This window comes from Microcystis sp. Msp_OC_L_20101000_S702 (assembly GCF_007095705.1).
Lineage (GTDB): Bacteria > Cyanobacteriota > Cyanobacteriia > Cyanobacteriales > Microcystaceae > Microcystis > Microcystis ichthyoblabe_A.
On sequence record NZ_SFBO01000120.1, the window covers coordinates 18,998 to 43,853 of the forward strand.

Annotated in this window: 24 protein-coding genes and 1 tRNA gene; 15 read left to right on the forward strand and 10 right to left on the reverse strand. The window is 43.0% G+C overall.

What is annotated here, in order from left to right:
* Window positions 1-87 precede the first annotated feature (87 nt).
* Window positions 88-1,014 carry an ornithine carbamoyltransferase gene (gene argF, locus EWV60_RS12780; RefSeq protein ID WP_002736751.1) on the forward strand — a complete coding sequence of 309 codons (927 nt, stop codon included), beginning with the start codon at window positions 88-90 and terminating at the stop codon, window positions 1,012-1,014.
* Window positions 1,015-1,147: 133 nt separating this feature from the next.
* On the forward strand, window positions 1,148-1,573 hold the full coding sequence (locus tag EWV60_RS12785) for a hypothetical protein (RefSeq protein WP_287232618.1): 426 nt from the start codon (window positions 1,148-1,150) through the stop codon (window positions 1,571-1,573).
* A gap of 50 nt (window positions 1,574-1,623) precedes the next feature.
* Here EWV60_RS12785 and malQ read toward each other — a convergent pair whose 3' ends face one another.
* On the reverse strand, window positions 1,624-3,126 hold the full coding sequence (gene malQ, locus EWV60_RS12790; protein WP_002737299.1) for a 4-alpha-glucanotransferase: 1,503 nt from the start codon (window positions 3,124-3,126) through the stop codon (window positions 1,624-1,626).
* A 362-nt stretch (window positions 3,127-3,488) separates the two neighbouring features.
* Window positions 3,489-4,613: a hypothetical protein gene (locus tag EWV60_RS12795; protein WP_287232619.1), complete on the reverse strand. Its 1,125-nt coding sequence runs from the start codon at window positions 4,611-4,613 to the stop codon at window positions 3,489-3,491.
* A 687-nt stretch (window positions 4,614-5,300) separates the two neighbouring features.
* Here EWV60_RS12795 and EWV60_RS12800 point away from each other — a divergent pair.
* The 8 genes from EWV60_RS12800 to EWV60_RS12840 all read left to right on the forward strand — a co-directional run bounded on the left by EWV60_RS12800 (window position 5,301) and on the right by EWV60_RS12840 (window position 12,138).
* Window positions 5,301-7,919, forward strand: a complete 2,619-nt coding sequence (locus tag EWV60_RS12800; protein WP_002794910.1) for a patatin-like phospholipase family protein — start codon at window positions 5,301-5,303, stop codon at window positions 7,917-7,919.
* A gap of 37 nt (window positions 7,920-7,956) precedes the next feature.
* Window positions 7,957-8,664 (forward strand): chitin deacetylase family protein, encoded by a 708-nt coding sequence (locus tag EWV60_RS12805; protein ID WP_002796185.1) that lies wholly within the window; start codon window positions 7,957-7,959, stop codon window positions 8,662-8,664.
* 180 nt (window positions 8,665-8,844) lie between these two features.
* Entirely contained in the window at window positions 8,845-9,063 is a 219-nt protein-coding gene (locus EWV60_RS12810; protein ID WP_044034387.1) for a hypothetical protein, read from the forward strand.
* A gap of 494 nt (window positions 9,064-9,557) precedes the next feature.
* A complete protein-coding gene (locus EWV60_RS12815) occupies window positions 9,558-9,860 on the forward strand; it encodes a DUF433 domain-containing protein (RefSeq protein ID WP_287232620.1) in 303 nt (100 codons plus the stop codon).
* A gap of 332 nt (window positions 9,861-10,192) precedes the next feature.
* Window positions 10,193-10,360, forward strand: coding sequence for a hypothetical protein (locus EWV60_RS12825; protein WP_223211017.1), 168 nt, complete (start codon window positions 10,193-10,195; stop codon window positions 10,358-10,360).
* Between the two features lie 54 nt (window positions 10,361-10,414).
* Window positions 10,415-11,338: an RpnC/YadD family protein gene (locus tag EWV60_RS12830; protein WP_287232622.1), complete on the forward strand. Its 924-nt coding sequence runs from the start codon at window positions 10,415-10,417 to the stop codon at window positions 11,336-11,338.
* Between the two features lie 169 nt (window positions 11,339-11,507).
* Window positions 11,508-11,732 (forward strand): hypothetical protein, encoded by a 225-nt coding sequence (locus EWV60_RS12835; protein WP_110580516.1) that lies wholly within the window; start codon window positions 11,508-11,510, stop codon window positions 11,730-11,732.
* Window positions 11,716-12,138: a type II toxin-antitoxin system VapC family toxin gene (locus EWV60_RS12840; RefSeq protein WP_287232623.1), complete on the forward strand. Its 423-nt coding sequence runs from the start codon at window positions 11,716-11,718 to the stop codon at window positions 12,136-12,138. The genes EWV60_RS12835 and EWV60_RS12840 overlap by 17 nt, the downstream gene beginning before the upstream one ends.
* Window positions 12,139-12,250: 112 nt before the next feature.
* On the opposite strand, the gene EWV60_RS12845 is transcribed toward EWV60_RS12840, so the two are convergent.
* A complete protein-coding gene (locus EWV60_RS12845; RefSeq protein WP_287232624.1) occupies window positions 12,251-12,379 on the reverse strand; it encodes a hypothetical protein in 129 nt (42 codons plus the stop codon).
* A gap of 196 nt (window positions 12,380-12,575) precedes the next feature.
* On the opposite strand from EWV60_RS12845, the gene EWV60_RS12850 reads away from it, so the two are divergent.
* Both EWV60_RS12850 and EWV60_RS12855 read left to right on the forward strand, forming a co-directional pair.
* Entirely contained in the window at window positions 12,576-14,813 is a 2,238-nt protein-coding gene (locus tag EWV60_RS12850; RefSeq protein ID WP_287232625.1) for an FdhF/YdeP family oxidoreductase, read from the forward strand.
* A gap of 152 nt (window positions 14,814-14,965) precedes the next feature.
* On the forward strand, window positions 14,966-15,391 hold the full coding sequence (locus EWV60_RS12855; RefSeq protein ID WP_287232626.1) for a lysozyme inhibitor LprI family protein: 426 nt from the start codon (window positions 14,966-14,968) through the stop codon (window positions 15,389-15,391).
* 59 nt (window positions 15,392-15,450) lie between these two features.
* Here the strand turns inward: EWV60_RS12855 and EWV60_RS12860 are convergent.
* From EWV60_RS12860 to EWV60_RS12890, 7 genes are all read right to left on the reverse strand, one after another.
* Window positions 15,451-15,521: transfer RNA gene (locus tag EWV60_RS12860), tRNA-Gly, on the reverse strand.
* Window positions 15,522-15,606: 85 nt separating this feature from the next.
* Window positions 15,607-16,344 carry an HAD family hydrolase gene (locus tag EWV60_RS12865; RefSeq protein ID WP_287232627.1) on the reverse strand — a complete coding sequence of 246 codons (738 nt, stop codon included), beginning with the start codon at window positions 16,342-16,344 and terminating at the stop codon, window positions 15,607-15,609.
* A gap of 414 nt (window positions 16,345-16,758) precedes the next feature.
* The gene (locus tag EWV60_RS12870; RefSeq protein WP_287232628.1) at window positions 16,759-19,332 is read right to left on the reverse strand and encodes an AAA family ATPase; all 2,574 of its coding nucleotides are present in this window, start codon (window positions 19,330-19,332) and stop codon (window positions 16,759-16,761) included.
* 394 nt (window positions 19,333-19,726) lie between these two features.
* Complete coding sequence (locus EWV60_RS12875; RefSeq protein WP_287232629.1) at window positions 19,727-21,022, reverse strand: S1 family peptidase; 1,296 nt, start codon at window positions 21,020-21,022, stop codon at window positions 19,727-19,729.
* A 9-nt stretch (window positions 21,023-21,031) separates the two neighbouring features.
* The gene (locus tag EWV60_RS12880) at window positions 21,032-21,337 is read right to left on the reverse strand and encodes a CU044_2847 family protein (protein WP_016516640.1); all 306 of its coding nucleotides are present in this window, start codon (window positions 21,335-21,337) and stop codon (window positions 21,032-21,034) included.
* A gap of 295 nt (window positions 21,338-21,632) precedes the next feature.
* Window positions 21,633-21,884 carry a DUF4926 domain-containing protein gene (locus tag EWV60_RS12885; RefSeq protein ID WP_002755998.1) on the reverse strand — a complete coding sequence of 84 codons (252 nt, stop codon included), beginning with the start codon at window positions 21,882-21,884 and terminating at the stop codon, window positions 21,633-21,635.
* 3 nt (window positions 21,885-21,887) lie between these two features.
* Window positions 21,888-22,217 carry a DUF6883 domain-containing protein gene (locus EWV60_RS12890; protein ID WP_002755997.1) on the reverse strand — a complete coding sequence of 110 codons (330 nt, stop codon included), beginning with the start codon at window positions 22,215-22,217 and terminating at the stop codon, window positions 21,888-21,890.
* 382 nt (window positions 22,218-22,599) lie between these two features.
* Between EWV60_RS12890 and EWV60_RS12895 the strand changes: the two genes are divergently transcribed.
* Genes EWV60_RS12895 through EWV60_RS12905 form a run of 3 tightly spaced genes read left to right on the forward strand, consistent with a single transcriptional unit; the run spans window position 22,600 to window position 24,843 of the window.
* Window positions 22,600-22,863, forward strand: coding sequence for a hypothetical protein (locus EWV60_RS12895; RefSeq protein WP_287232633.1), 264 nt, complete (start codon window positions 22,600-22,602; stop codon window positions 22,861-22,863).
* Window positions 22,864-22,876: 13 nt separating this feature from the next.
* Entirely contained in the window at window positions 22,877-24,424 is a 1,548-nt protein-coding gene (locus EWV60_RS12900; RefSeq protein WP_002773871.1) for a bifunctional pantoate--beta-alanine ligase/(d)CMP kinase, read from the forward strand.
* Window positions 24,409-24,843, forward strand: coding sequence for a type II toxin-antitoxin system VapC family toxin (locus EWV60_RS12905; RefSeq protein ID WP_002773869.1), 435 nt, complete (start codon window positions 24,409-24,411; stop codon window positions 24,841-24,843). Before EWV60_RS12900 ends, EWV60_RS12905 begins: the two co-directional genes overlap by 16 nt.
* The last annotated feature ends 13 nt before the right edge of the window (window positions 24,844-24,856 follow it).

Below are 24,856 nucleotides of genomic sequence, written 5' to 3' on the forward strand. Positions count from 1 at the left end.
TATAATAAGGTCTTTACTCAAGATTTTTGCTAATCGCTAACTGCCATAAAACCCAATCAAGACCCCTGTTTATCGAGAGAAAAACCAATGGTAGCCACTTTAAAAGGACGAGATGTTTTAAGAATAACCGACATGAGTAGCCAAGAAATCAGCGCCCTACTCAATCTATCGGCACAGCTTAAAGCTGGTAATCTTAACCCTAGCTGCAACAAAGTCTTAGGATTGCTATTTTATAAAGCTTCCACTCGGACCCGGGTTTCCTTTACCGTCGCCATGTACCAGTTAGGGGGACAGGTGATCGATCTTAATCCCAGTGTAACCCAAGTGGGGCGCGGGGAACCCTTAGCCGATACAGCCCGGGTACTCGATCGCTATCTCGATATTCTCGCGGTTCGCACCTTTAAACAAGAGGATTTAGAAGCTTTTGCTAATTATTCCCGCATCCCGATTATCAACGCTTTAACGGATTTAGAACATCCCTGTCAGATATTAGCCGATTTACAGACTATCCAAGAGACTTTTCAGACTTTACGGGGAATTAACCTCACCTATGTGGGGGATGGTAATAATGTCGCTAATTCTCTCCTCCTAGGTGGCGCTTTGATGGGGTTAAATGTGCGGGTTGCCTCCCCCGCAAACTATCAACCCGATGGGGAAATTGTCGCCAGCGCCCAGGCTATTGGCGAGAAAACCGGTAGTAAAATCTTAATTACCGACGATCCCGTTACTGCTGTAAAAGACTCTCAGGTGGTCTATACTGATGTCTGGGCGAGTATGGGACAGGAAAGCCTCGCTGATGCCCGAATTCCCGTTTTTCAGCCCTACCAAGTCAATGAACAGCTAATGAGTCACGCTGACAAAGACGCGATTATTCTCCATTGTTTACCTGCTCACCGGGGCGAAGAAATTACCGACGGGGCGATCGAGGGTGTACAATCAAAAGTCTGGGAACAAGCGGAAAATCGGATGCACGCCCAAAAAGCTTTAATGGTGAGTTTATTGGGATTAATCTAGCTGTAGATGCTCAGTTACCTAAAATAATTATTAAACTCGATCATCAATCATCCTAAGACCTGTCCGACACCGGAAGTTAACGCTAGGATTGATGGTAAGAGCAATAATCAGGGCAGCCTCCACACCTAACTATATGTCAGACACCTCCGCCGTTAAAAAATATCTCGCCCATTGGTTTCAATTGGGAAAAAAAGTTATTTGTCCCAAAAACCAAGCTATGCTATTTCCGCTGCCAATTTTCAATGCTGATCGCTATTCGTCGGAGTTTGAGGATTGTTGGCAAAAAATGCTTGATCCTGAAAGTGGCGATTGTTACCTAGAGGGTACTCAACAAACCATCCAAGACTTACTTTCCCCTCAATGGGAATTTCATCCCTGCGCTCGTTGTACTATACCTGTACCAATTGAAGTGCTGGGACAATCGGGTTTATCCTGTCCCTGCCATGATTTGAGTAATTGGCCCAATTTAGAATTACCCCTACCCCATTTACCCGTCAATAGTCGAGAAAATCTCGATCGCATCCGGCAAAGATTGCTAAAAAATTCTCACCCACATTAACCAGACAAAAAGAGACGTTAGGGGTAACGTCTCGAAAAAAGGATTGATATTTAACGATTTCTGCCAAAAAGATTGACTAAATCTCGCAATCTCTCGCTATATTCTCCGGTTAAAGCTTCCTGACGATAGCGCCATGACCAATTCCCTTCTGCGACACTGGGGGTATTCATCCGCGCATCCGATCCTAAACCTAACACATCCTGTAACGGTACGATCGCCTGATTAGCCACGGAACTATAGGCCAGTCGAATCAGATCCCAAGCCACTCCCTGACCACTGGGAGCGCCAAGATATTGATATAGTCGCGCTTTTTCGTAGTCATTGGCGTTATCCTGAAACCAGCCCACAGTAGTATTATTATCGTGAGTGCCGGTATAAATCACACAGTTGCGTTCGACATTAAAAGGAAGATAGGGATTACCCGCATCACCCCCAAAAGCGAAGTGGAGAATCTTCATGCCGGGGAAGGCAAAGTGATCGCGAAAATCTAGGACTGCTTGGTCAATATCGCCCAAATCTTCGGCAATAATCGGCAATTTACCTAAACGAGCGCCAATAGTATTAAAGAGATCATAACCTGGGGCCTTGAGCCAATGACCATTAATAGCGTTTTCCTGGCCAAAAGCCACGGCCCAATAGGCCTCTAATCCGCGAAAATGATCGATACGGATAATATCGACTAGGGAAAGAACCCCTTTTAAACGGCGTACCCACCAGTCAAAGCCCGTATTTTTGAGATAATCCCAGTTATAGAGAGGATTGCCCCATAATTGCCCCGTTTCTGAGAAATAATCCGGGGGAACCCCGGCCACTTCCAAGGGATTACCGGTTTGGGTATCTAGTCGGAAAACCTGCGGATTTGCCCAAACATCGGCGCTATTATGGGAGACATAAATGGGGATATCACCGATAATCTCGATACCGAGGGAGTTAGCATAGCGTTTTAGGGCTAACCACTGCTCAAAAAACTCAAATTGCAGGAATTTGTGCAGAAAAATCTCCTCTTGTAACTCCTGTTTCGGTGTTTCCAACGCACCCCAATGACGTTCGCGAATTTCTGTCGGCCATTCCATCCATGCTTTACCCTGGTAAGCGTGGGATAAAGCCATAAATAGGGCGTAATCCTCCAACCAATCGGCATTGCCAGCGCAAAAGCCAGCAAACTGTTTGTAAAGAATTGTGTCAGAACCCTTGACAAAATTGCTCGCCGCCTTTCTAAGTAGGGGAATTTTCCAAGCGATCAATCGCTCAAAATCCACTTGATCGAGGGGAAAATCGGGAATATCCTCGAAATCTGCGTCACTAAGCAGGTTTTTCTCCCGAAGAAGATCGAGACTAATCAGGAGATGATTGCCGGCAATGGCGCTAAAACTCATGTAGGGAGAGTTACCGTACCCTGTGGGGCCTAAAGGGAGAATTTGCCAGAGTTTTTGACCACTTTGAGCCAAAAAATCGATAAATTGATAGGCTTCCCTACCTAGTTCTCCAATCCCGTAACGGCCAGGATGACTGGTGGGATGAAGCAAAATACCGCTAGAACGGCTAAAAGCCATGAAAAAACCCCCTTATCAGTGATTCGGTTAGCAGTTATTAAGTGTTTAAAGCTGAATGCTCACTGCTATCTCCAAGCTAACCCGATCTCGATCGATAACGGCAATACTTAACAACTTTATTAGACCTATAGGACACAATCAGGCATTACAGCCGTACATTAACAGCTCGTCTTTCCAGTGAAAAGGATTCCTTCGGATCACGTTCTACGTTACCCCGGAGGAAAAACCGATCGCTTGTCAGTTATTGCGCCAATGATAGGGGCGCATCGTGGTCAGTGAGTTGATCGAACTGCGTGCGCCCAAAATGTAATATAGATATTTCGACCAAATTGAGATGCAGCCGCCGAAAATTCAAGAGCGATTCACTTACTGTCAGTAAGTCCCACTTCTTGTAACCTCCTCTTCAACCCAGACCGGTTACTGTACTGCTCGTAAATCCGGTTCAGGCGCTCTTGGAAAACGGGCAACCGGTTTTGATATTCGGCTAAATCTCTTAATTTGACCAACAATTTAACAGCCTCATCGTAGGATTTAGACTGGGCTTTCTGAATTAGGGACTCGACTTGCTGCCAAACTTGCGCTTCCCGTTTAGCTAAAGTTTGTAGTTCCTCAATTCGCTTGGCTTCCGCTTCTTGTTGTCGCCGTTTTTCTGCCTTTTTTCCTTCCTCAGCAGCAGCCTCAAGAAGTTCTTGGATCGTGCGTCGAGGCTGGTTAGAAGCAGGAGAAGTAGGGATTAATTGAGACAGCTTTTGTTTTAATTTAGCAGATAAATTATGTTCTCCTTTAGCCAATCTTAATAGGAAATCTTGGCGTTCAGAAGCCGATAATTGGCTAATAGCTTGTTGCCAAGTTTGCTCCGAGATAGTTGTTAGTTTACCACTGGATGCACAAGCAACATTTAATAAGTGTTCGTCCAATTCAAAGATTTCCGTAAAAGCCTTTTGAGCGGCAGAAAGTTGCCCTAGTCCGGGGGGTAAAGGAGGTTCTAGTTGGGTCTTATCGATGTCTATATATCCCTCGGATAAGTCAATAGCTTTCAGCCAGGCTAAATATAATCCTCGATAATCTTGCTGGAGAATTTCTTGGCGTAATCCTATCAATTCCGATAGAATCCCTTCTCCTTCTATCCAGTCATTAAAACCCTCTTCTTGACTAAATTCCCAATCTAAAATTGCCCAATCTCCCGCAAAAGATAAGCTGATATAATTATCGATACAGTAAAGTTCAATTGTTTCTCGGTTGATCAGGGATGTGGGAAAACGAAACATTAATTGCTGTGTTCCCCAGTTGGTGATGTAGTACATGATATCGAAATACCGAGCCAGCACCTGTTTGGGATCCCCCCGAAAATTGCCGTAACTATAGGTGAAACTGGCAGTCGTTGCCGTCGGTTTGACGCGGCTCGATAGCTCGCAGATGGCAGCCCTTTCCTCTTGGGTGAGGGGGCGATCGATAGCTTGGAATTCGTAATATTGGTATTCGCTCATGGTGTGCAACCTATCTCAAGGTTTATGATCGATATGCTGATAATTGTACGGGGATAGTTAGGGTTTAAAGATAAATTCGACAGGACGGGCGCTCTCGGATGTATTAGGAATAGCAAGAATATGCAAATCGCCCGATCTTTACCGATAAGGAAAAAGTTCGGGTGATCGATCGGTAATTTCCCCGCATCGGTCTTTTCAAGAAATCTAATCTATTCCTTTGGATAGTGACACGGTCAAAATCGATAAGATTATAATTTCTTTTGTTAAGCACTTTAGCGATCGCTGAATATTTCTACCATCGGCGATTCATTGTCGGCTAATCGTTAAATTTTGTGAAAACAGCCTCATTGGTTGAGATTATCGGAGATAGAGTAGGGATAGGTGAATAAGGGGGAAATAATCAGATTACTTGGGGGACAATTGCACGGATGAAATCGCCGAAACTTCATTAGGTTAAGAGTTTTACCATTTGGAGAAAAGTTTAGATAAGAGGTGGGGTCTGTTTGGTGGCAGGGATGATACTGAAACAGCTTGACCTGACCAGTATCAGACGGTTAGTTTGGCGGTGGCGGCGGTGCAGATGGATTATTGTGGGGTAGAGGGTGCGATCGCTCTCTTGAAAGACCAGTACGCGGTGGGGACGGTAACAGCGAAGATTATTTCGCCTAGACCTTAAAGGAGACTGATATGTTTAGCTTAAATGATTTATATGAGCTAATAGCGAAAATTAGCAATTTAAAGGGAATTTTAACCCTAATTTTGGGGTTCGTGCTTTTATCGATTCTGCTTTTGTGGCGAGCAAAAAAGTTAAACTTAGAACCACAGAACCAGATTCTCGACAGTCGATGGAGTTATACATCCCATGAAGTTAAAGAATTTTTTAAAAACTTAGAACCAAAAGGAGTAGAACTTTATAAATGGACTGAGATAACTGTCGATGGAATATTCCCCTTTATCTACGGGGCTTTTTGTGCTACTTTTATTGTTCTTCTTTATCCCACAGAAGTTGCCCGAATATTAATATTGTTTCCAGCTTTTACTATTCTAACAGATCTGGGTGAAAACTTGACGATTTTTGCCCTAGCCAGTAAATACTCTAAAAGTCAAAACAGTCATTTGTCTAACCTAACTAGAATAGCCATGTTTTTTACCAGAACTAAGTTTGTTTTATTAAGCACTTCCTTGGTCATCATCCTGATCGGAGGAATTACTAAGTATCACTCTTTTTTCTTTCCGTTGCGAGTCCCAATCGTCTTTGGTTTGATTTTGGTTGTCTTTCCTATCTTGGCAAATACGTTAGCTTCTGTACTTTTTCAAAATCTATTTTTCATGCGTGGTTCTTGGCAACTTGCTTCGGTAACAGTAGGTTCTACGATGGCTGCATTAATGGTTTCTTTTACTTCAGAGGAGATTTTTCTCAAAAATCCTTCACTTATTTCGTCTTCAAGTCAAAACTTGTTACCGTTGATGCGATATGGTCTGGCTTTGCTACTAACATTACCTACATGGGTTATGGTCTGGTGGCGTTCCTTTTCTGAATTAAAGCAAAGAGAATGGTTTTCAGGAATTCTGGCAGGTTTAGTTGCTAGTGGAGGATTTATCGGGCTTATAGCTTGGCTAGGTTCTTTGCTTAAAGATTTTTCAGTCAAAAATCTGGCAATTTTTCGGCAAATTCCAGCATTAGGTCAGTATATATCTCAGCTTAGAGAAGAAGATTTTCTCGGACTTGCTTTAGGAATTATTGGTTTACTAATCTATGGATTGGTAATTTATTTTTTCAAACCAAGAAGGAAGAAAATTGTTTCTTATCTAGGCGAAGCTCCTGCACTTTTGTATGCTTTATTATTAATTTGGATATTGACAGGGGTATTGGGCCTTTTAACATCTCATCTCGATCCATTCCACTTTCCTATTATTTTGTCCTTGATTGGTGTCTCTGGATTGATGTACTTATTTTTTGAAGTAGATCACTACTTTAAGTTGGCTGAAATTAAATATCCAGATATTGAAGAACAATTACAAAAAGGGGAACTAAATCAAGAGCAATATGGGACAAAAAAAGAACAATTAAATCAAGATCAACTAGGGAAAACGAAAGACTTTAAAGAAGCAATTCAAAAACGTCTTGAAAAACAAACAGAAGCAGACAAGACTTTAGTGGTTGTAGCTGCTAGTGGTGGGGGGATTCAAGCAGCAGGTTGGACAGTACAAGTTTTAAACGGCTTACAGGAGGAGTTAGGGCCTTCTTTTACTCAGGCAATCGGATTAATTAGCTCGGTGTCTGGTGGGTCTGTGGGAACGATGTTCTTTTTTGATCGGTTTGGGAAGAAAGGATTTCCTGAACAACAAGAATTAGAAATAGTCTTCAATAATGCAACTGAAGATAATCTAGATGCCGTAGGTTGGGGACTCGCCTATCCCGATTTGGTACGGTTCTGGTTTCCACCTCTTGCTGGCGATAAATACAATGATCGCGGATATGCAATAGAGGAGGATTGGAAGGGAAATATGCTTTATCCTAAAGCTACTCTAGCTGACAGGCGAGCGAAGATATTTGAAGGACAAATTCCTATCCCAGTCTTTAACGCCACTTTGGTTGAAGATGGTCGCCGGTTTTTGATTTCTCCGATGACCTTCATTAAGGATAATGAGGATGCAGAAAGACGTAAGGCCTTTGATTTTAACACTCTCTTTAATAACAGTGAAAATCGGATAACTACTGAGAGCATAATATATGATTTAAACGTCACGACAGCCGCCAGACTCTCGGCATCTTTTCCCTATGTATCGCCAATTGCTCGTAATAATGGCGATTTCACATTCAACTATCATGTTGCTGATGGAGGGTATTTCGATAATTCGGGGATGTTTACAGCAGTTGAGTGGTTAGATAAATATCTAGATGATTTTAGTAAAAACCTGAATATTAAACGGGTTTTACTTCTCCAAATTAACGCATCCCCTGAAGCGAAACTGCCACCAAAAATCAAGGGAGACAAAGGATGGTTTATGGAATGGATTGGTCCACTCCAGGCAGTCTATAGTGTACGAGATTCAACGCAAGCATCTCGCAACTCAAAAGAAGTTGAGTTACTAGCAAAACGAGCAGAAAGGAAAGGCATAACAATTAAGCCATTTGTTATCTCCTTCCCAGAAGGCTACAAGCAACCCCTGTCTTGGAAATTGACTGAACAGCAGAAAGAAAATTTGCGGCTTGGATGGAAAGAAATTAAGGGGACTCCTACTTTCCAACAGCTGCAAGAATTATGGCAGAAAAAATGGAATATTCCACATGAGTGGAAATGAAGAGTCCGCTTCTGTACTTGATTAAGGACGATCAAAGATGTTCAACTATCTTTTTGCCTTTTCGAGCTTGGCTGGATTAAGTTTGATTTCAATTTTATTTTTTCAGCCTCGCTGGATTCTTTCTCTTATTGCTTCAATTGTCCCTGGTGCCGTCTATTTTACTAAAACTGACAAGCCAATTATTGCTCTCACGATTGATGATGGTCCTGATGCGGTGGCAACACCAAAAATTCTGGAAATTCTTCAGCAATATCAAGCGCGGGCAACTTTTTTCATGATCAGCGATCGCGTCAAGGAGAACGAGTCGGTAATTAGAGAAGTAGTCAATCAAGGACATGAGTTAGCCAATCACCTTACTGAAGATAAACTCAGTATCCAACTGTCACCAGAAGAGTTTGAAACAGAATTACTGGAGGCTGATAGAATTATTGCCAACTTTGCCAAACCTCGCTGGCTGCGTCCAGGAGGGGGTTGGTATAATACCACTATGGTCAAGATTGCTCGCCAAAACGGTTATCGAGTTGCGCTTGGGTCTATATTTCCCTTCGATACCCATATTCCTTTATCTTGGTTTGCTTCGACGCAAATTCTCTGCAATGCTCGTCCTGGTTCGATCATTATTTTGCATGATAGTGGTTTGTGGGGAGAAAGGACTGCATTAACGCTCTCTAGAGTGCTGCCCAAACTTTCTCAAAAAGGATATCAAGTGGTGACACTTTCAGAACTATATGCAAGGAATTTGTGATGGATGATTACGAGAAATATGAAGCTGATTGCCAAAAGATAAGAAGAGCCAATCAGAAATTATTAACGGATTTTGAGAGTTGGTTAAAATCATCGGGTCTGTCAGAAAAAACCCTAAAAAATCATCTTTACAAATATAGATTTTTATACTAATAATTAACCTTCCCAGTACGCCTATGCCATGAACAACCTCCTGACCGTAGGCATTGCCAGCCTGACTGCGTTGGCACTTGCCCTCCCCAACCCCATCATCCTCGAACACGAGCAAGCCAAACTGAAGCAATTGAAGCAGAAGCACACCGCCGCCGTCAGGGACTACCAGTTAGCTGTAGGGAAGCTGCAATCTGCCAAGAACCAACGGGCTTACCAAAGCCTCCCTGGAAGCAGCGCGGCGGGTTGAGTAGGTCAATCAAGCGCGGTCTAATTATGAGCGGCAGTTGGCTGAGTATCAGCAGCGTCTGGGGGAGAGGGAGTTTCAAGTGGCTCAAGTTAAGGCAAAGCTCCAGGAGGTGGATAATGCGCTGCCGAAGGCACTGCGAAGCAGACCGCGTCCCTGTCTGTGGTCAAGAGTCCTTACGATGGCAATACTTCTCGGATAACGTCATTCGTGCGTTCACAATGAGACTGAAACCCTTATGATCCCGTAGGCGAGAAGCCCTAAAAAATCCTTAACCAAGAGGTATTGCTTACGATGGCACGTTACGGCGGGTGAAATGGCTTGGGCAAAATCCTGACGGCGGACTGATTGCTGAAATCACCTTGATGATAGCTAGAGAAAAGCGATAATTGACAATTAAAGGTTTGAAAACAAGGGAAGCATCAGGCAAACTAATTATGATAAAATGTTAATAAATAAGCGGGAAAAATGAAAGAAATTTAAGGGGAAAATTAATTATGCAACTAGAAGATTATTTCTTATTTATCTCCGAAAATGATATTAGAATCAAAGGTGATCGCCTCGGAATTGACAACGTACTCTTTTATTTCTTGGAAGGCTATACTCCAGAAGAAATAAATGCTATCTATCCCGATCTAAGTCTAGAGAAAATCTACGCTACTATTACTTATTATCTCCAGAATCAGCAAAAAATTGATGCCTATTTATTGCGCCTCCAGAATTGGCGAGAGACTCGCTACCATGAAGCACTAAAACATCCTTCACCTCAACGAGAAAAGATGAGAAAAATTAAACAGTAAAGGCAAAATTCTGTCAAGGTATGAAAATCAAGTTTTTACTGGATGAAAACTTATCTTCCCGCTTGAAAGTTGCTGTCTTAAGGTTAAATCCAGAGATAGATATTTTACGCGTTGGAGAGCCGAATACACCACCGTTAGGAACTCTTGACCCTGATGTTCTAAAGTATTTAGGATTATCTCAACGACTCTTGGTGACAGATAATCGGGCTCTTCTGGTTTCTGTGTGGAAACGAGGTCTATACTGATAGTTTCTTCGACAAAATAGTCCTAAAAGTGTTACCCGATAAGCATTTCACGATTCCATAAGCAAAAATTATCACACAAGTACCAGTATGCCTGAACATTTAGAAGAATATTGGCAAAAAAATCAACAAATCTGGGGACTGTTTTGGATACGTCCCACCACAACGATGGGAAAACTAGCCGAAGAATTAATTATAATTTGGGAAACTACCGAAGCAGAAGAATGGATCAATATTGTCGATTGGATTCCTTTTTAATTAATGATATAATAAGATTATTACCGTCCTTTTTATGCTTGATTATTAATTTGAATGACTCGCCAAATTCATGACCAATTTGCTAAGGAATATCTGGAGGAGTTACTAACACCTCTAGGGACGATTAGAAAAAGTAAGAAAGTAAAAAGTGAGGTTCAAGAAATCGATGTCTGGTTTGAACCATTTAGCTCACCTCCTCCCACTGAGTTACCTTTAGGGTTACTCGGAAAAATGGCGGCTACTTCCTGTTTATTTGAACCTTTTCGCAATCCCCCGACCGAGGTAGAGATTCGCAGTTGTTTGTCAAAGTTATACACGGTTCATGGGGATGTCTTGAGAAAAGCGAAACGGTCAAACAAAACTCTGACGGTCGCAGAATTGCCTTTCTTATGGATTCTAACGCCCACCTTTTCAGCTAGAATGATTGAAGATTTCGGGACTCACAGCGATGAGAGTAATTGGTTAACAGGGGTTTACTTTTTAGCGAAGTCTCTCAAAGCGGGCATCATTGTCATTCATCAATTACCAGTAATTGATGACACCTTATGGTTGAGGGTATTAGGTAAAGGAGGAACTCAAAAACGAGCAGTAGAAGAGTTAGTTGAACTGCCAGAACGCAATCCTTTTCGAGAGAATTTACTAGAAATTCTGGCCAACTGGCGCAAAAACTTAGAATTGAGAGATAATTTAAGTACAGAAGAACAGGAGGACATCATGAACTTATCACCAGCTTATTTACAACAAAGGGAAGAGTGGAAATTAGAAGGAAAGCAAGAAGGGATACAACAAGGTAGTTTAGAAGAACGGTATTCCCTGATAGCCAGTCTTCTGGAAGGACGGTTTGGCAGCCTAGATTCGGAATTATCTGGTCTGGTGGAACGGATCGCCCAACTTCCCATCTCGGAACGCACCGGATTGCTTCTTTCTTTGGCAAATTTATCCCGTGAAGAACTGCTACAAAGATTCAGGGAAAATTAAAACTCCAGCCCGTCCAAACCATGAAGAATCATCCCTAAACCCTGATGGTCGTTTGTCCGAGGAAATCTCTGCCCAATCATCGCAATTTTCTCCATACAATTTTTTTCCTGTACTGAGAGTTTTTCCATACCCATTATGATAAGATATTAATAAATAATCAGGAGCAATTATGACAATTACTCCAAAATCAGAACAATTAAGCAGCGATACTTTATTAGAGCAAGAGGCTAAAACCTTGAAGACTTCCTTTCCTTCTAACTCTTCGCCAAATAGTAAAGCTATTTTTCTGCAACAGGCAGGTGCTTTAAGCGATGATAGTTCTTTGGCCGACCTAAGAGATTCTATTTACCAAGCCAGGGGACGTTCGGAAACTGACGATGATGTATCTTCTTGACACGGATACTGTAACTCATCTCCACTCAGGTAACACTAACGTTATTAATCGATTGGAAAACTTACAAGATGAGGAAGTCGCCATTACGATTGTCACCAAGATCGAAATTTTGCGCGGGCGGATAGATTATCTGCTTAAGGCTTTTTCAGGGAGTGATTTACTGAAAGCACAAGAGCTTTTCTCTCGTTCAGAAACCTTATTAAATCAACTTCCTGTAATTTTAATTGACCCAAATGCAGCCAATCAATTTGACCGCTTACAAGATATTTCTAAATTTCGCAAAATTGGCAGGTCTGACCTGTTAATTGCTAGTATCGCCTTAGCTAATCAAGCCAGGCTAGTAACCAGAAATCTGCGACATTTTAGACAAATTCCTCATTTATTCTTAGAAAATTGGGTCGATTAATTCCCGTTCCTAATTGTTAGCAAGATTGGGAGAAAAGTCCGCTCAAACCATGAAGAATCATCCCTAAACCCTGATGGTAGTTTATCCGTTGAGGTTACTGTCAAGTCCGGCTTTAACACAGACGCTCCCCTGTCTGGACAGCAAGTAAAGAGTGCGAGTTGACCCAACGCGCGATCTCGAAGATATCCGTTTCGTTAACAATCATCTCTTCTAAATGTTGAAAGTCTTCATTTTTATCCATCGGAATTATCATTTTAATAGACCTCTCCCTAGTTTGATAAAATCACAATCAGGGGATATTGTCAACAACTAACCGTAGCTTACCCAGTCGTTTATGTCTTGCTGATGCACTTTTTTTAAAATGGTGATAAACTCAACGGTACTGGGTACACTCTCCCTATCGGATGAATTTGAGAAAAAATCGAGAGAAAAAAACGATGAACGAACGAGAAACATCCAACAAAATTGAGGCGGGCGGGGGTTTTCCCGTATTGCAATATTGGGCAGAAAAAACTCTCTCTCCTCAAGGGGTTAAACTCTGGCAAACCTTAAATCATAAAAGTGCCTGTTTAGCTTGCGCTTGGGGAACGGGAGGACAAAAGGGCGGTTTTGTCAACGAAGCGGGGGAAAGTCTGCAACGTTGTCTCAAAAGTGTCGAGGCAGTTACTTCCGAATTAATGCCAGGTATTAAAACTGATTTTTTTCAGACCTATCATCTCGCTCAATTACAGTCCTTAACCTCCCTAGAATGCGATCGCTTGGGTCGTTTCAGTTATCCCGTCCTCTTAAAAGCCGGAGAAAGTCACTATCAACGGATTAGTTGGGAAGAAGTGTATCGATTAGCCGAACAAGCTTTTCGTCAACCGTCCGAGACTATTGCCTCCTATAGTTCGGGACGTTCTTCTAATGAAGCCGCCTATCTCTTACAATTGTTTTTCCGGGCATTAGGAAGTAATAATTTAGCCGATTGTTCCGATCTCTGTCATGCCGCCTCGACCGTAGGCTTAAAACAGGTTTTCGGAACCGGAACTTCGATGGTCAGTCTGGAAAGTTTAAAACAAGCCGATTGTGTGGTGTTAATCGGTTCTAACGCTCCGGCTAATCATCCTCGCCTGATGAATGAATTAATTCAAATTCGTGATCGCGGCGGTAAAATTATTATTATTAACCCGCAAATTGAAGTCGGATTGGTCAAATTCTCCTCACCCGCTTTTCCGATTAAATCTTTATTGCGGGGCGGTTCCGATATTTCAACTCTCTACCTACAGCCGATTCCGGGTAGCGACACCGCCCTATTCGTCGGATTACAAAAATCTTTGATCGAACAAAATTTAGTTCGGTGGGATTATCTGGAATCCCATACAGAAAATTGGCAATCTGTTATAGATTATGCCCAACAAACACCCTGGGAAACCATTACTAAAACCTGCGGTTTGTCCCGAGAAGAAATTGAAGCAACCGCCGCCCTTTTCGGCAATTTAGAGCGTGTGGTTTTCGCTTGGGCGATGGGGGTTACACAACAGGAAAATGGTGTCGATAATATCATCAGTATTGCCAATACCGCTTTAATGACGGGAAATGCTGGCAAAATCGGAGCCGGAACCATGCCAATCAGAGGTCATTCTAATGTACAGGGCTTCGGTTCTATGGGCGTTACAGTGAGATTACGTCAGGAAATCGCCGAGGCACTTGCTCAACTTTTAGGAAAGCCATTAAATATAACCGGCGGTTATGATACCAGGGCATTAATTGAAGCTGCCGAACGGGGAAAAATTAACACTCTTTTCTGTTTGGGAGGTAATCTTTATGGAGCAAATCCAGATTTAACTCAAGCCAAAAAAGCCTTAGCTCAAATTGATACGATTTTTTATGTAGCTACTAAGCCAAATTTAGGACATTTTCAGGGATTAGCCCGACAAAATACGATAATTTTACCCGTATTCGCTCGTTTTGAAAATCCTCACCCGACAACCACCGAATCGGGCAATAATTTTGTCCGTTTTAACGAGCGGGGAAGCAGTCATCTACAGGGTTCCCATGTGGATATCATCTCGGAAGTAGAACTGTTAACAAATATTGCCGTCAAGGTTTTAGGCACAAACCCGATTGATTGGTCGAGATTACACGATACCGCCTATATTCGTCAGTTAATCGCCAAAACGATTCCGGGTTATGAAAAGATCGGGCAATTAGATCAAACCCAAACAGAATTTACCATTAGCGGACGGATTTTTACCGAACCCCATTTTCCAACATCGACCGGAAAAGCGCAAATGTCTGTCACGCTTTTACCCACTTTAAAAGCACCGCAAAAGCAAGATTTCAATCAACCAGAAAATGCACCCGGAATTGCTCTGATTCTCGGAACAGGACGCAGTTATGGACAACATAATACCGTCGTTTATCAAGTAGGCGATAAATATCGGGGAATGCCTCACCGTCATTGTTTATTGATCAACGCCGAAGATGCCAAAAAAGCGGGCTTTCAAGAACATCAACGAGTCACCGTTCAAGGAGATGCCGGCAAATTAGAGAATATCGAACTTATTTTCGGTCCGATTCGCGAAGGTGTTGGCTTTATGTTCTATCCCGAAACCAATGTTTTATTCAAAGCTAAAATCGATCCTCGCTGTGGGACTCCTGCTTATAAACGAGTTCCCGTCTGGGTTTTTTAGTTATCAACTCCTCTAATTTTCTTTTTTGGAAATAATGAAATAGAGTTAACCAAGCCAACCAACGAATCGAGCAGAATGGCTTCCTGAAAAGTTATGGTCGATTTGATCGCATTTCTGTTATCCTATTCTTACCGTCATTAAAATAAGTAGGCATGGGCGAGTTTTTGCTAACCGTATTAAGCATAGCAAGTTTGTTTGCTGTCGGGATGGCTACCCCTAGCATTGCCAGTCCCACATCTGCAGCGACAAACTTGCAACTAGCTCAACGTCCTAACTGTAACAATCCCCAGACTCAAAGCGAAATGAACATTTGTGCCAGCATCGCTTATCAAAACGCCGATCGCAAGTTAAATCAAGTTTATCGACAACTACTGCCAAAACTGTCAGCTGCTCGCAAACAAAAATTAATTACCGCCCAACAAGCTTGGATTAAGTTTAGAGACAGCAGTTGCGAATTTGAAAGAAGCGCCTATGAGGGAGGCTCTATAGCTCCCATGATTTACAGTAATTGCTTGGCAGCTGTCACCGAGCAGCGTACCAAAGATTTGCGGAGATATTTAGAAGATAGCGATCTCTAAGTCAGAATCGCCGTTGATATTACCGATAATTCCTTAGACGTTTACTGCACAACAGCCTAAGCGGGTGAGGGGAATCGAACCCCTATCATTAGCTTGGAAGGCTAGGGTTTTACCACTAAACTACACCCGCATTTTCTTAGCACTTTCGTTAGCATAACACGAATTGCCAATTTTTACAAGTAGGGATTTTCAGCTTGTGAATCGCCTCTAGATGGTCATAGATTGCCTAAAAATCCCGATCGCTCCTTTTTATCCCCGATTTGGCTAAAAGTTTCTTCCACGCGATCGAGGTCTAGTTGGGAAAAATTATCGATCGCCCAGTTGGACACTCTCTGCATAAAATGGAAGGGGTAGGTATGAGCGATTCCCACCACCTGCATTCCCGCTCTTTTTGCCGCTTCGCAACCGACAAAAGTATCTTCAATCACCAGACATTCCCAGGGTTGCAACTGTAGATTAAAATTCCAACGATTGAATCTTTCTACGGCCAGTAAATAACCATCCGGTTGGGGTTTACTGGTGCTGATCTCATCACCGGTGACAATGACACTAAAGTAATCCCCAAGGCCCGCCTGTTGCAAGATTGATTCTACTTCCGAGCGTATTGCTCCCGTCACCAAACCGATTTGTAGATCCCTGGCCTTAACCCGTTTTAAAAAAGAGTATATCTCTTCATAAATAGGAAGTTTCTCTAATTTTTCTAATCTTTCTCGGTATAAACTCGCTTTTTTGTTAATTAACTTAGTCAGATACTCCTCGGTCACTTGACGACCGCGACGGGTGAGAACATTACGCAAACAGACGCGATCGCTTCTTCCCAGACATAACTCCGCAAATTCCGACCCTAGGGGCAGTAAATTTTCCCCGAGCAAGATTTCATTGATTAACTCTTGATGGATTGGTTCATCATTGATGATCACCCCATTAAAATCGAACAGAACAGCCTTTAACATCAATCTTAGACAGAAAAGCTAATAAATACTCAGTGTTCTTGATTATACTAAAGTTTTTCGTCGGGGCCGGGCGGGTCTTGTCCCTGACCCCATCTCAACAAACAATTTTAACCAGAAAATTGCCAAGGCCTTGACAAATTCCCAGATTTGTTCTATTATTTTGTTATAGTGGGAATCCGTGCTGCCCTGTAACCCCCCTATTTGGGGCTGAAATATTAGCCAAAAATATAACAAAAGAATTTAGGGACCTGCGTGGGAATAATATCCCAACCGATCGGAGGGCGCAAGCTTTGCGCCCCTACAGTAACGGATTTTGTCCACAATGTAGGGGCGAACTGCGTTCGCCCAAAAGGTACATTAATGTAGGGGCGAACTGCGTTCGCCCAAAAGGTACATTATTAAAGCGCAAGTCCCTTAGGCCATTGTTTCCGATACCCAACGACGGAATAATTCCACAGCAATCCGATAACGGCAGTCTTGGCATTCGATGACATGATGATTTTCAAGGGTTTTTAGGGCCCGGTCGAGAGTTGTGGCAGTTAGTCCGGTGCTGGACAGTAAATCTGCCCGGGTTAATCCTTGCAGATGGGGAGAAAGAACTATTAAAATCTCCCCTTGTCCGGCCGCATCTTGTTTAGCCTGTTTCCAGACACCCGTAAAATAATAATTCCCCCTTTGGAAAAACTCGTCATCGATGGCTTTTTCCACATCTTCCACCTGAAAACGAATATCTTGGGGACGTTGCAACTCAAAGACCTGTTTATTATAAAAACGTACCAGATGAAAGCCGATCAGTTGTACTAAATAGGGTTGACCGTGGGTAAGTTGATAAATTTTGTCCAAAGCGGATGGGGTATAGTCTAGGGGAAAATCCTCGTCTTCCCCAACGGGATTAGCGAGGATAACGCGAGTGGACTCAGGAGAGAGGAAACTGACTGGAATCGGGTAAACACTGCCAAAAAAAGGATGAAAATAATCGGCAGTCATCTCCTCTAGGGTATGTAATCCGGCAAAAACAAAAGCTAGACGCGGACTACTCTGGACAAGGGAACGCAGATAGCCAAGGAAATTCCGGGGGAGGGTATTCGCTTCGATTAAATCCTCAATTATCTCGAACTCATCGAGGGCAATAATTAAACCAGTTTTAGCTTTTTCCGGCAGAATCTGGCGCATCAGACGGTCTAAATAACGATTAAAATACATTTCTGGATGTTGGGAGATTTTTTCCTCTTCTGGGGCATCAATTGCCAAAGTTTGGGCGATTTCCTCAGCCATAGTCAGGAGAACTTCGGCTAGGCTGGTTACTGTGGCCAAGCGCTGTAAATTAATGTAGATAACCGAGACATTTGGTGGAAGATAGGCCTCCAGATTGCGTAGAATCGAAGTTTTACCCATGCGACGATGACCATAGAGAACCACGGAGGATAGGTTATCTCCGGACCACATTGACTGAAGTTCCCGCAGGATATCCTCACGACCAACAAAGCGTTTACCGATCACCGGATCACCGATAATGTAGGGATTAGGAATCGGTTGGGTAATAGTTACCGTTCCCACCGTTCCCGCGATGGATGCGCTAATGTCTGCCCATGTTGCGACGATGGAAAGGATTAATAATGTTTCTGCTTGGTATAAATTGGCCGCCTGTTGGTCGGTTATATCCCTTAATTCCCCGATAATCCGATTAAGAGCGAGGGATCTGGTCTGTTGGGAATAACTTCCCTGGACTAAAGCTATTTCTGTGATAACTCGATTTAAACTGCTGATAGCTTGCCAAGTTTGCGGACGTAATGAAGGTTCTGCGGCAATGGGGGCAACCTCCAGGGAAGCGATACCATCGAGAGTTGCTGCCTGACTAAATCGGTGTAAAGTTTGGGCGAGGCTATACATTTCTTCCCCGTAGGCGAGGGAACGTACCACAGCAAAGGCTTTTTCGGCTTTTTCGGTGTCCCGTTGGCGAAGATACCAAAAACCGGCGGCGGCGGCGCGAGCAGGGGTATCGAGACGGATTTTGCTGTCACGAAAAGAAAACAGTTTCGCCGACGCATATTTTAACAATTGCCAATCGGAGGGATTTTCTGCCAGACGGGAGACGCGATAGATAATTTCTGCCTCTGGGAATTGCGATAAAACGCGGTTAACGGCGACAAGGACAGGAATAAACTGGCGGCTGTACTGAAGGTATTGATTGAGGTTATTAATAGCCGTTTCCCAGTCTTGCTGTAACCATTGTTGTAGAGTCGAGGTTAACCCCGGCAGCGGTAGAAGGGTAATACGGGGAAAAAGTCGCCCTTGGGGGCCTGCCAAAAGCCCGATTAGCCAATTATCAGGACGGAAAAAGGCGAATATAAACCCCACGCCGGACACCACGCTGAACACCACGCCGTACACCACGCCGTACACCACGCCCAACACCACGCCGGACACCACGCCCAACACCACGCCGTACACCACGCCCAACACCACGCCCAACCACACGCGGGACACCACGCCCAACAACACGCCGAACGCCATGCCGAACGCCATGCCGAACACCACGCCGAACACCACGCCGGACACCACGCCGGACACCACGCCGGACACCACGCCGAACACCACGCCGGACACCACGCCGGACACCACGCCGAACCACACGCCCAACACCACGCCCGACACCACGCCGGACCCCACGAACACCCAATTAACAGAAAGTCCTAAATTTGCCGCTATGCTACAGATAATCAGAGGGGTAATTACAGTTAAGAGAAGACCCTGAATCCCTAGACGCAATTGTACGGGATGGTCGCGGAGAAATTGCCTTGTATCGCGCCATGTTTTCTGTTCGGTTAATTTATCGCCGCCGCCTCTCGTTTCCACATACCAGCGCACTGCTTGGGGAAAATAAAACACCCAGTACAACAGCAAAAGATAATCAAAGGGATTCCATAAAGATAAATCGCGTTTGAGTTTAGGGGCGAGATTAATTCTGGGGACGGTGCTTTCCTTCATAATTTTTATCTCTAGCTATTTACCCGGTGATGGTTTATTAAGTAGTTAGGTGTTACTCAAGGTAGGATCAAACCCCCCTTATCAAGGGGGGCAGGGGGGATCAAACCCCCTTATCAAGGTAGGATCAAACCCCCCTTATCAAGGTAGGAGCAAACCCCCCTTATCAAGGGGGGCAGGGGGGATCAAACCCCCCTTATCAAGGTAGGATCAAACCCCCCTTATCAAGGGGGGCAGGGGGGATCAAACCCCCTTATCAAGGTAGGATCAAACCCCCTTATCAAGGTAGGAGCAAACCCCCCTTATCAAGGGGGGCAGGGGGGATCAAACCCCCCTTATCAAGGGGGGCAGGGGGGATCAAACCCAAAATTAAATCAACTTATTGTTTAGTTATAACCTAAGTTCGGGATGCTGAGTTATTGACTTTGGTTTGATAAAGTTTAAAACAACTTTGCATCACCTCTCGCGGCTTTCCTTGACTTTGCCTAACAAGAGAACTTATTTCCTCCTCAGTAAAAGTCACTCCAGTTTGACTTAGACGATGACTAATAAACTCTTTAATTTTAGCTTCATCCCATAATTTAATCGGAAATTGTTGACAAATTCCCTCGAAAGGTGAATCACCTCCTTTGTTATCAGGAAATAAAACATCAAGGGGACGATTAGCCGCTACTACTAATCTTAAAGGTGGATCGGGACGATTGGCCAACTCTCTTAATTGACTTCTAAGCTGATAGCTGAAATATTTTTGAGTCATATTATCTACCACATCCAATAATAACAGGATTTTGTGTTTTTCTAATTCCCTAGTTAATCTAGTTCCTTTGAGCGGTTTATCGTAAGGTACAGCTATACCAATCTGATGACATAATTCATAATAAAAATCCTTATCTCCTGCTAATCCTTCTAAGTTTAGATACAAGGGTTGTCGATGACTAAGTAAATACTCCCTTGCTTGATGGTAAATTCCCCAAAGCAGGGTGGTTTTTCCCGTTCCCCTTTCCCCGATAATAGCAGCACTACTGCCGGAATTTAAAACCTCAAAAATATCTTTAATTTCTTGTTCCCGTCCAAAAATCTGCTGAATTTCTTCAATACCTCCGGAAGTGGGTTTAAAAGGATTATGGGCATTTTTTTGGGGTTGTAATTGCGGAAAATATTTAAAAATAGTCTGAACTGGAATCGCTCTTCCTCCTAAATCACTATACTCATCTCTGGTTATATTCACCACTCCGCACACTTTCCCCGTGCGTAAATTTAACAGCGGTGAACCACTAAAACCGGGTTGTACTTGCCCTAATTTAAACTTGATTAGGGGGTTTTCATCCCCCGTTAAACCTATATACTCAAAGTCACTAGGATCACCGTTCGGATACTCGTTGGTATAGCCAAAAGTGTATAATTTATCTGTTAATTGTAAATCGTGATCAAAATCGACATATTTGTGATCTAAAGACGAGTTTAATTGTAAAAGAGCCAGATCGATCCCGTCTAGATTCGGTAAGTCGATAATTTTAGCCCCAGAAATTTGACCTTGCCAAATTATCTCGATAGTCTCGTTATTATCCCGCGCATCTTTTACCACATGAAGACAGGTCAAAATTAACCCTTGTCCCACAAAAAAGCCTGTTCCTGACGCATCGATTAACTTTAACCTGACAGTGTACGGAGGTAGAGATTCCGGGGTAAGCATTTAATCAATTTATCCTCCCCATTCTAGGGTAATTTTTAAATTTCCCTTTCCTTCACCTTCCACAATTAAAGCGGTTAGTTTACCAGATTTTACCCTGACTTCTACCCCAAATTCTACGGTGGCCTTTTTGGGCTGCACTTTACTTATCGTAGCAGCGATCGATTCAGTAACTGCCTCAATTGTATCAGCCACACTTTGAAAGTCAAATATTTGATCGGATACTTCCCGTTCACCACCGAAACTTCTCGCTTCCACTAACATGGTGACATTTTCTTTAACTTTAACTGAAATAATCTCATATTTAGATTCTGGCATAAGGCTCCTTCAATGACCCATTTATGGTTTTCTCGATTGCTTCTCGGACAAACTTATAGCGGAACTAAAAAGGCTTATATATATTTCGGCACGGATTCCCATTATACTAGAAAGTATAGGTCAAATCGAGGGATTTTGTCAAGTCTTTTTTGCCATTAATCTATTTGTGTTATGCAATAGAGGGGGTTATAAGGAATGAAACCCCGATAGAGACAGACATTGCTGCGATTTTTGTCAATTGTTTTCGCTCTAGAACAAACTAATCAATTAAGTCTCTTGCCATATAAGGATTTAGTCAATTTATGCCCCTATATCGAACCATACCAAGTAACGAAGAACCTTCTTTTTCCTCTTCTTGAATCGCCGATTTCGGGACAATGACGACGTTAACCGATTCTTCTACTTCGTTGAATAGTTCTAAAACATATCCTTCCTCACCCCCCTTCGGATGGGCAACTATATCAACAAGAATCGCCGAATCACCCTGCTTAAGATTGTATTCGGGAACGTCGCGGGCTAGGGTCACTTCTTCGTATAGTTGCGCCATGGTTTATTTTTCCTTTCGGGGTTTGAGGGTGATAAATTGAAATTGATGATCTAGGTTTCGTTTTAGCCAAATCGTGACAACGGATAGGGGAACTTGATTACTGCTGATTAATTCCCCCTCGACTCGATAGAAGGTTCCGTATTCGTTGGTAAGATCTTCGATGGCGGGATTGGTTTGAATTAGTTGGATGAGGGCGGTTTTTAGTGCATCGGGATTAGCGAGGGTAAAGCCAGCGCGGGCGAGGTATTTTGATTTGTCATCTTTGGGGCGAAATTTGAGGAGATATTTAGTTATTTTATCATCGGGAATTAGGGAGTCGCTAGGCAGGTACATCGGATCGAGAGAATTTTGTTTGATTTTACCTTGAATTGAAGTTTTAATATCGATTAACTGATCAAGTGTATTAATTGATATTGTTTCAAGTTTTTTTTGGGGTTGTAATTGCAGAAAGTTTTTTGAAATAGTCTGGACTAAAAAGGCTTATATATATTTCGGCACGGATTCCCATTATACTAGAAAGTATAGGTCAAATCGAGGGATTTTGTCAAGTCTTTTTTGCCATTAATCTATATAATTGTCGGGTTGCTCACCAGTCATTGTCCTGAAAAAAATTATGCCCCGGTTTGTCAAACAAGCATATATGCAGCGGTTAACCGAGACAGGACAGGAGCCTCTCTTATTCTTTGTGTGATCAGGAGCCTCTCTTATTCTTTGTGTGATCAGTTTAACTTATATAGAACCGATCAATCTTTGTGTCCTTTGTGTCTTTGTGGTTCGTTCCAGTCGCTCGCTGGTGGGAATATATCTTATAAAATACATTTTACCCACCAAACCCAAGAGAGCCGACAGGAGGCAAAAAACGAGTTATTGGACAGAAAGAGGCGATGGGATGTTATTATTTAAAGCCGATTCCCCGGAAGCAGCCGAATTGATCATCGGGCAGCATCCCCTGGCGAATAGTAGTGGAATAGGCTATTAAAGGAGTGAACCCTGTGCAAATATTCACAACAATCCCCGGTTTACGCACTTTTTTGGCTGATTATCGCCATGATCACAGTATTGCCCTCGTGCCAACCATGGGCGCTCTCCATAAAGGTCATGCTAGTCTAATTCGACGCGCAGTGACGGAAGCGGAGGTGACTGTGGTTAGTATTTTTGTTAATCCTCTACAATTTGGCCCCACAGAGGATTTTTCTCGCTATCCCCGCAGCCTTGACAGCGATCGCCAATTGTGTGAATCTTTGGGAGTTGCTGCTATTTTTGCTCCCAGTGCGGAAACTTTAGGAATTGGTGATTCTGAGGAGATAACCGCAGTTGTTCCCCCGATTTCTCTGACTAGCGGGTTATGTGGTGCTTTTCGTCCGGGGCATTTTCAGGGAGTAGCCACAATTGTCACGCGGTTGTTTAATATAATTGCACCGACGATCGCCTATTTTGGCGAAAAGGATGCCCAACAGTTAGCGATTATCCGGCAATTAGTCAGGGATTTAAATTTAGCGATCGAGATTCGCGCTTGTGCTACAGTGCGAGAAACATCGGGATTAGCAGTTAGTTCTCGCAATCAGTATCTATCGGCCACAGAAAGGGAAAAAGCGACAATTATCGCCCAAAGTTTGCAATTAGCTCTCGAAAGTTTTCGTTTAGGGGAAAGACAAAGGGAAAAATTACTGGCTATTGTGCAAAAAAATCTCGACAGAGTAGCAGAATTTCGCTGTCAGTATCTGGATTTAGTCCATCCCCAGAGTTTACAACCGATCGAGCAGATCGAGACAGGGGGACTGTTAGCGATCGCTGGATCGATCGGTCAAACCCGTTTAATTGATAATATTATCTTGCGTCAACGTCGGGCAGTTATCGCTATTGATGGGCCTGCTGGAGCGGGAAAATCGACGGTAACGCGCTTAGTAGCCGAAAAATTGGGGTTAACCTATCTCGATACCGGTGCGATGTATCGCGCGGTGACATGGTTAGTGGTGAATTCCGGTCTGGATTTGTCCGCAGAAGCGGCCATCGCCGAGTTATTATCTTTAGCGAAGATAGAAATAATCCCCGCCGATAATCCTGAAAATGTGACTATAGTGAAGATTAACGGGCAGGATGTGACTTTAGAGATTCGCTCTCCCGCAATTACCTCGCAAGTGTCCAGAATTGCCGCTCAAAAAGCGGTGAGACAACAGTTAGTCACCCTGCAAAGACAGATGGGAATGTCGGGGGGAATAGTTGTGGAAGGTCGGGATATTGGTACTAATGTTTTCCCAGAAGCGGAATTAAAGATTTTCTTGACAGCGACACCCGAAGAAAGAGCGAGAAGGAGATTAAAAGACTTAGAAGCGCAGGGAAATGGAGGTATTAGTCTCGCAGAATTAACCCAAGAGATTGAAAAAAGGGATTATTTGGATAGTAATCGCTCCCTAGCACCCCTGCGAAAAGCCGCAGATGCGATCGAAGTTAATACCGATCATCTCAGTATTACAGAAGTCACGGAAAAAATCATTGCTCTTTATCATCAAGGAGAAGAAAATCAATGGAGAAGCCTCTAGTTTTTTTAGATACTGATGTTTTGATTTCTTATCTACGAGGAGATCTTGCCAGTGTGCATTTATTTGATCGAGAAATACTCGATCGCGTTTGTCTTGCTATTAATGCGATCGTTTTACAAGAGTTATTATTTTTGGCAGAAGTTCGTAATCATCCTGAAATAGTCGATCGGATTCAAGAAAAGGTGACTATCTTGGATTTTGATTTAGTAAAACTTGATCAATATTGGCAAAATGCTAGAGATATTCGCAATATTTTGGTACACTCGAATGATGTTTTAATTTTAAGTAGTGCCGCTAATTGTGATTATTTAGTTACCTATGATCAAAAACTTAAAAAAGCCTCTAGTTATCTATATAACTCTAAACCGATGGTAGTAACACCTGAAGAATTATTAGCTCAACTTGAAAGTAAAGTTTAGTGTAAAGGTTGAC

Excerpts from the sequence above, each read along its gene's own strand:
- argF (WP_002736751.1), top strand. The coding sequence starts at position 88 with ATGGTAGCCACTTTAAAAGGACGAGATGTTTTAAGAATAACCGACATG.
- EWV60_RS12785 (WP_287232618.1), top strand. The coding sequence starts at position 1,148 with ATGTCAGACACCTCCGCCGTTAAAAAATATCTCGCCCATTGGTTTCAA.
- malQ (WP_002737299.1), bottom strand. The coding sequence starts at position 3,126 with ATGGCTTTTAGCCGTTCTAGCGGTATTTTGCTTCATCCCACCAGTCAT.
- EWV60_RS12795 (WP_287232619.1), bottom strand. The coding sequence starts at position 4,613 with ATGAGCGAATACCAATATTACGAATTCCAAGCTATCGATCGCCCCCTC.
- EWV60_RS12800 (WP_002794910.1), top strand. The coding sequence starts at position 5,301 with ATGTTTAGCTTAAATGATTTATATGAGCTAATAGCGAAAATTAGCAAT.
- EWV60_RS12805 (WP_002796185.1), top strand. The coding sequence starts at position 7,957 with ATGTTCAACTATCTTTTTGCCTTTTCGAGCTTGGCTGGATTAAGTTTG.
- EWV60_RS12810 (WP_044034387.1), top strand. The coding sequence starts at position 8,845 with ATGAACAACCTCCTGACCGTAGGCATTGCCAGCCTGACTGCGTTGGCA.
- EWV60_RS12815 (WP_287232620.1), top strand. The coding sequence starts at position 9,558 with ATGCAACTAGAAGATTATTTCTTATTTATCTCCGAAAATGATATTAGA.
- EWV60_RS12825 (WP_223211017.1), top strand. The coding sequence starts at position 10,193 with ATGCCTGAACATTTAGAAGAATATTGGCAAAAAAATCAACAAATCTGG.
- EWV60_RS12830 (WP_287232622.1), top strand. The coding sequence starts at position 10,415 with ATGACTCGCCAAATTCATGACCAATTTGCTAAGGAATATCTGGAGGAG.
- EWV60_RS12835 (WP_110580516.1), top strand. The coding sequence starts at position 11,508 with ATGACAATTACTCCAAAATCAGAACAATTAAGCAGCGATACTTTATTA.
- EWV60_RS12840 (WP_287232623.1), top strand. The coding sequence starts at position 11,716 with ATGATGTATCTTCTTGACACGGATACTGTAACTCATCTCCACTCAGGT.
- EWV60_RS12845 (WP_287232624.1), bottom strand. The coding sequence starts at position 12,379 with ATGGATAAAAATGAAGACTTTCAACATTTAGAAGAGATGATTGTTAAC.
- EWV60_RS12850 (WP_287232625.1), top strand. The coding sequence starts at position 12,576 with ATGAACGAACGAGAAACATCCAACAAAATTGAGGCGGGCGGGGGTTTT.
- EWV60_RS12855 (WP_287232626.1), top strand. The coding sequence starts at position 14,966 with ATGGGCGAGTTTTTGCTAACCGTATTAAGCATAGCAAGTTTGTTTGCT.
- EWV60_RS12865 (WP_287232627.1), bottom strand. The coding sequence starts at position 16,344 with ATGTTAAAGGCTGTTCTGTTCGATTTTAATGGGGTGATCATCAATGAT.
- EWV60_RS12870 (WP_287232628.1), bottom strand. The coding sequence starts at position 19,332 with ATGAAGGAAAGCACCGTCCCCAGAATTAATCTCGCCCCTAAACTCAAA.
- EWV60_RS12875 (WP_287232629.1), bottom strand. The coding sequence starts at position 21,022 with ATGCTTACCCCGGAATCTCTACCTCCGTACACTGTCAGGTTAAAGTTA.
- EWV60_RS12880 (WP_016516640.1), bottom strand. The coding sequence starts at position 21,337 with ATGCCAGAATCTAAATATGAGATTATTTCAGTTAAAGTTAAAGAAAAT.
- EWV60_RS12885 (WP_002755998.1), bottom strand. The coding sequence starts at position 21,884 with ATGGCGCAACTATACGAAGAAGTGACCCTAGCCCGCGACGTTCCCGAA.
- EWV60_RS12890 (WP_002755997.1), bottom strand. The coding sequence starts at position 22,217 with ATGTACCTGCCTAGCGACTCCCTAATTCCCGATGATAAAATAACTAAA.
- EWV60_RS12905 (WP_002773869.1), top strand. The coding sequence starts at position 24,409 with ATGGAGAAGCCTCTAGTTTTTTTAGATACTGATGTTTTGATTTCTTAT.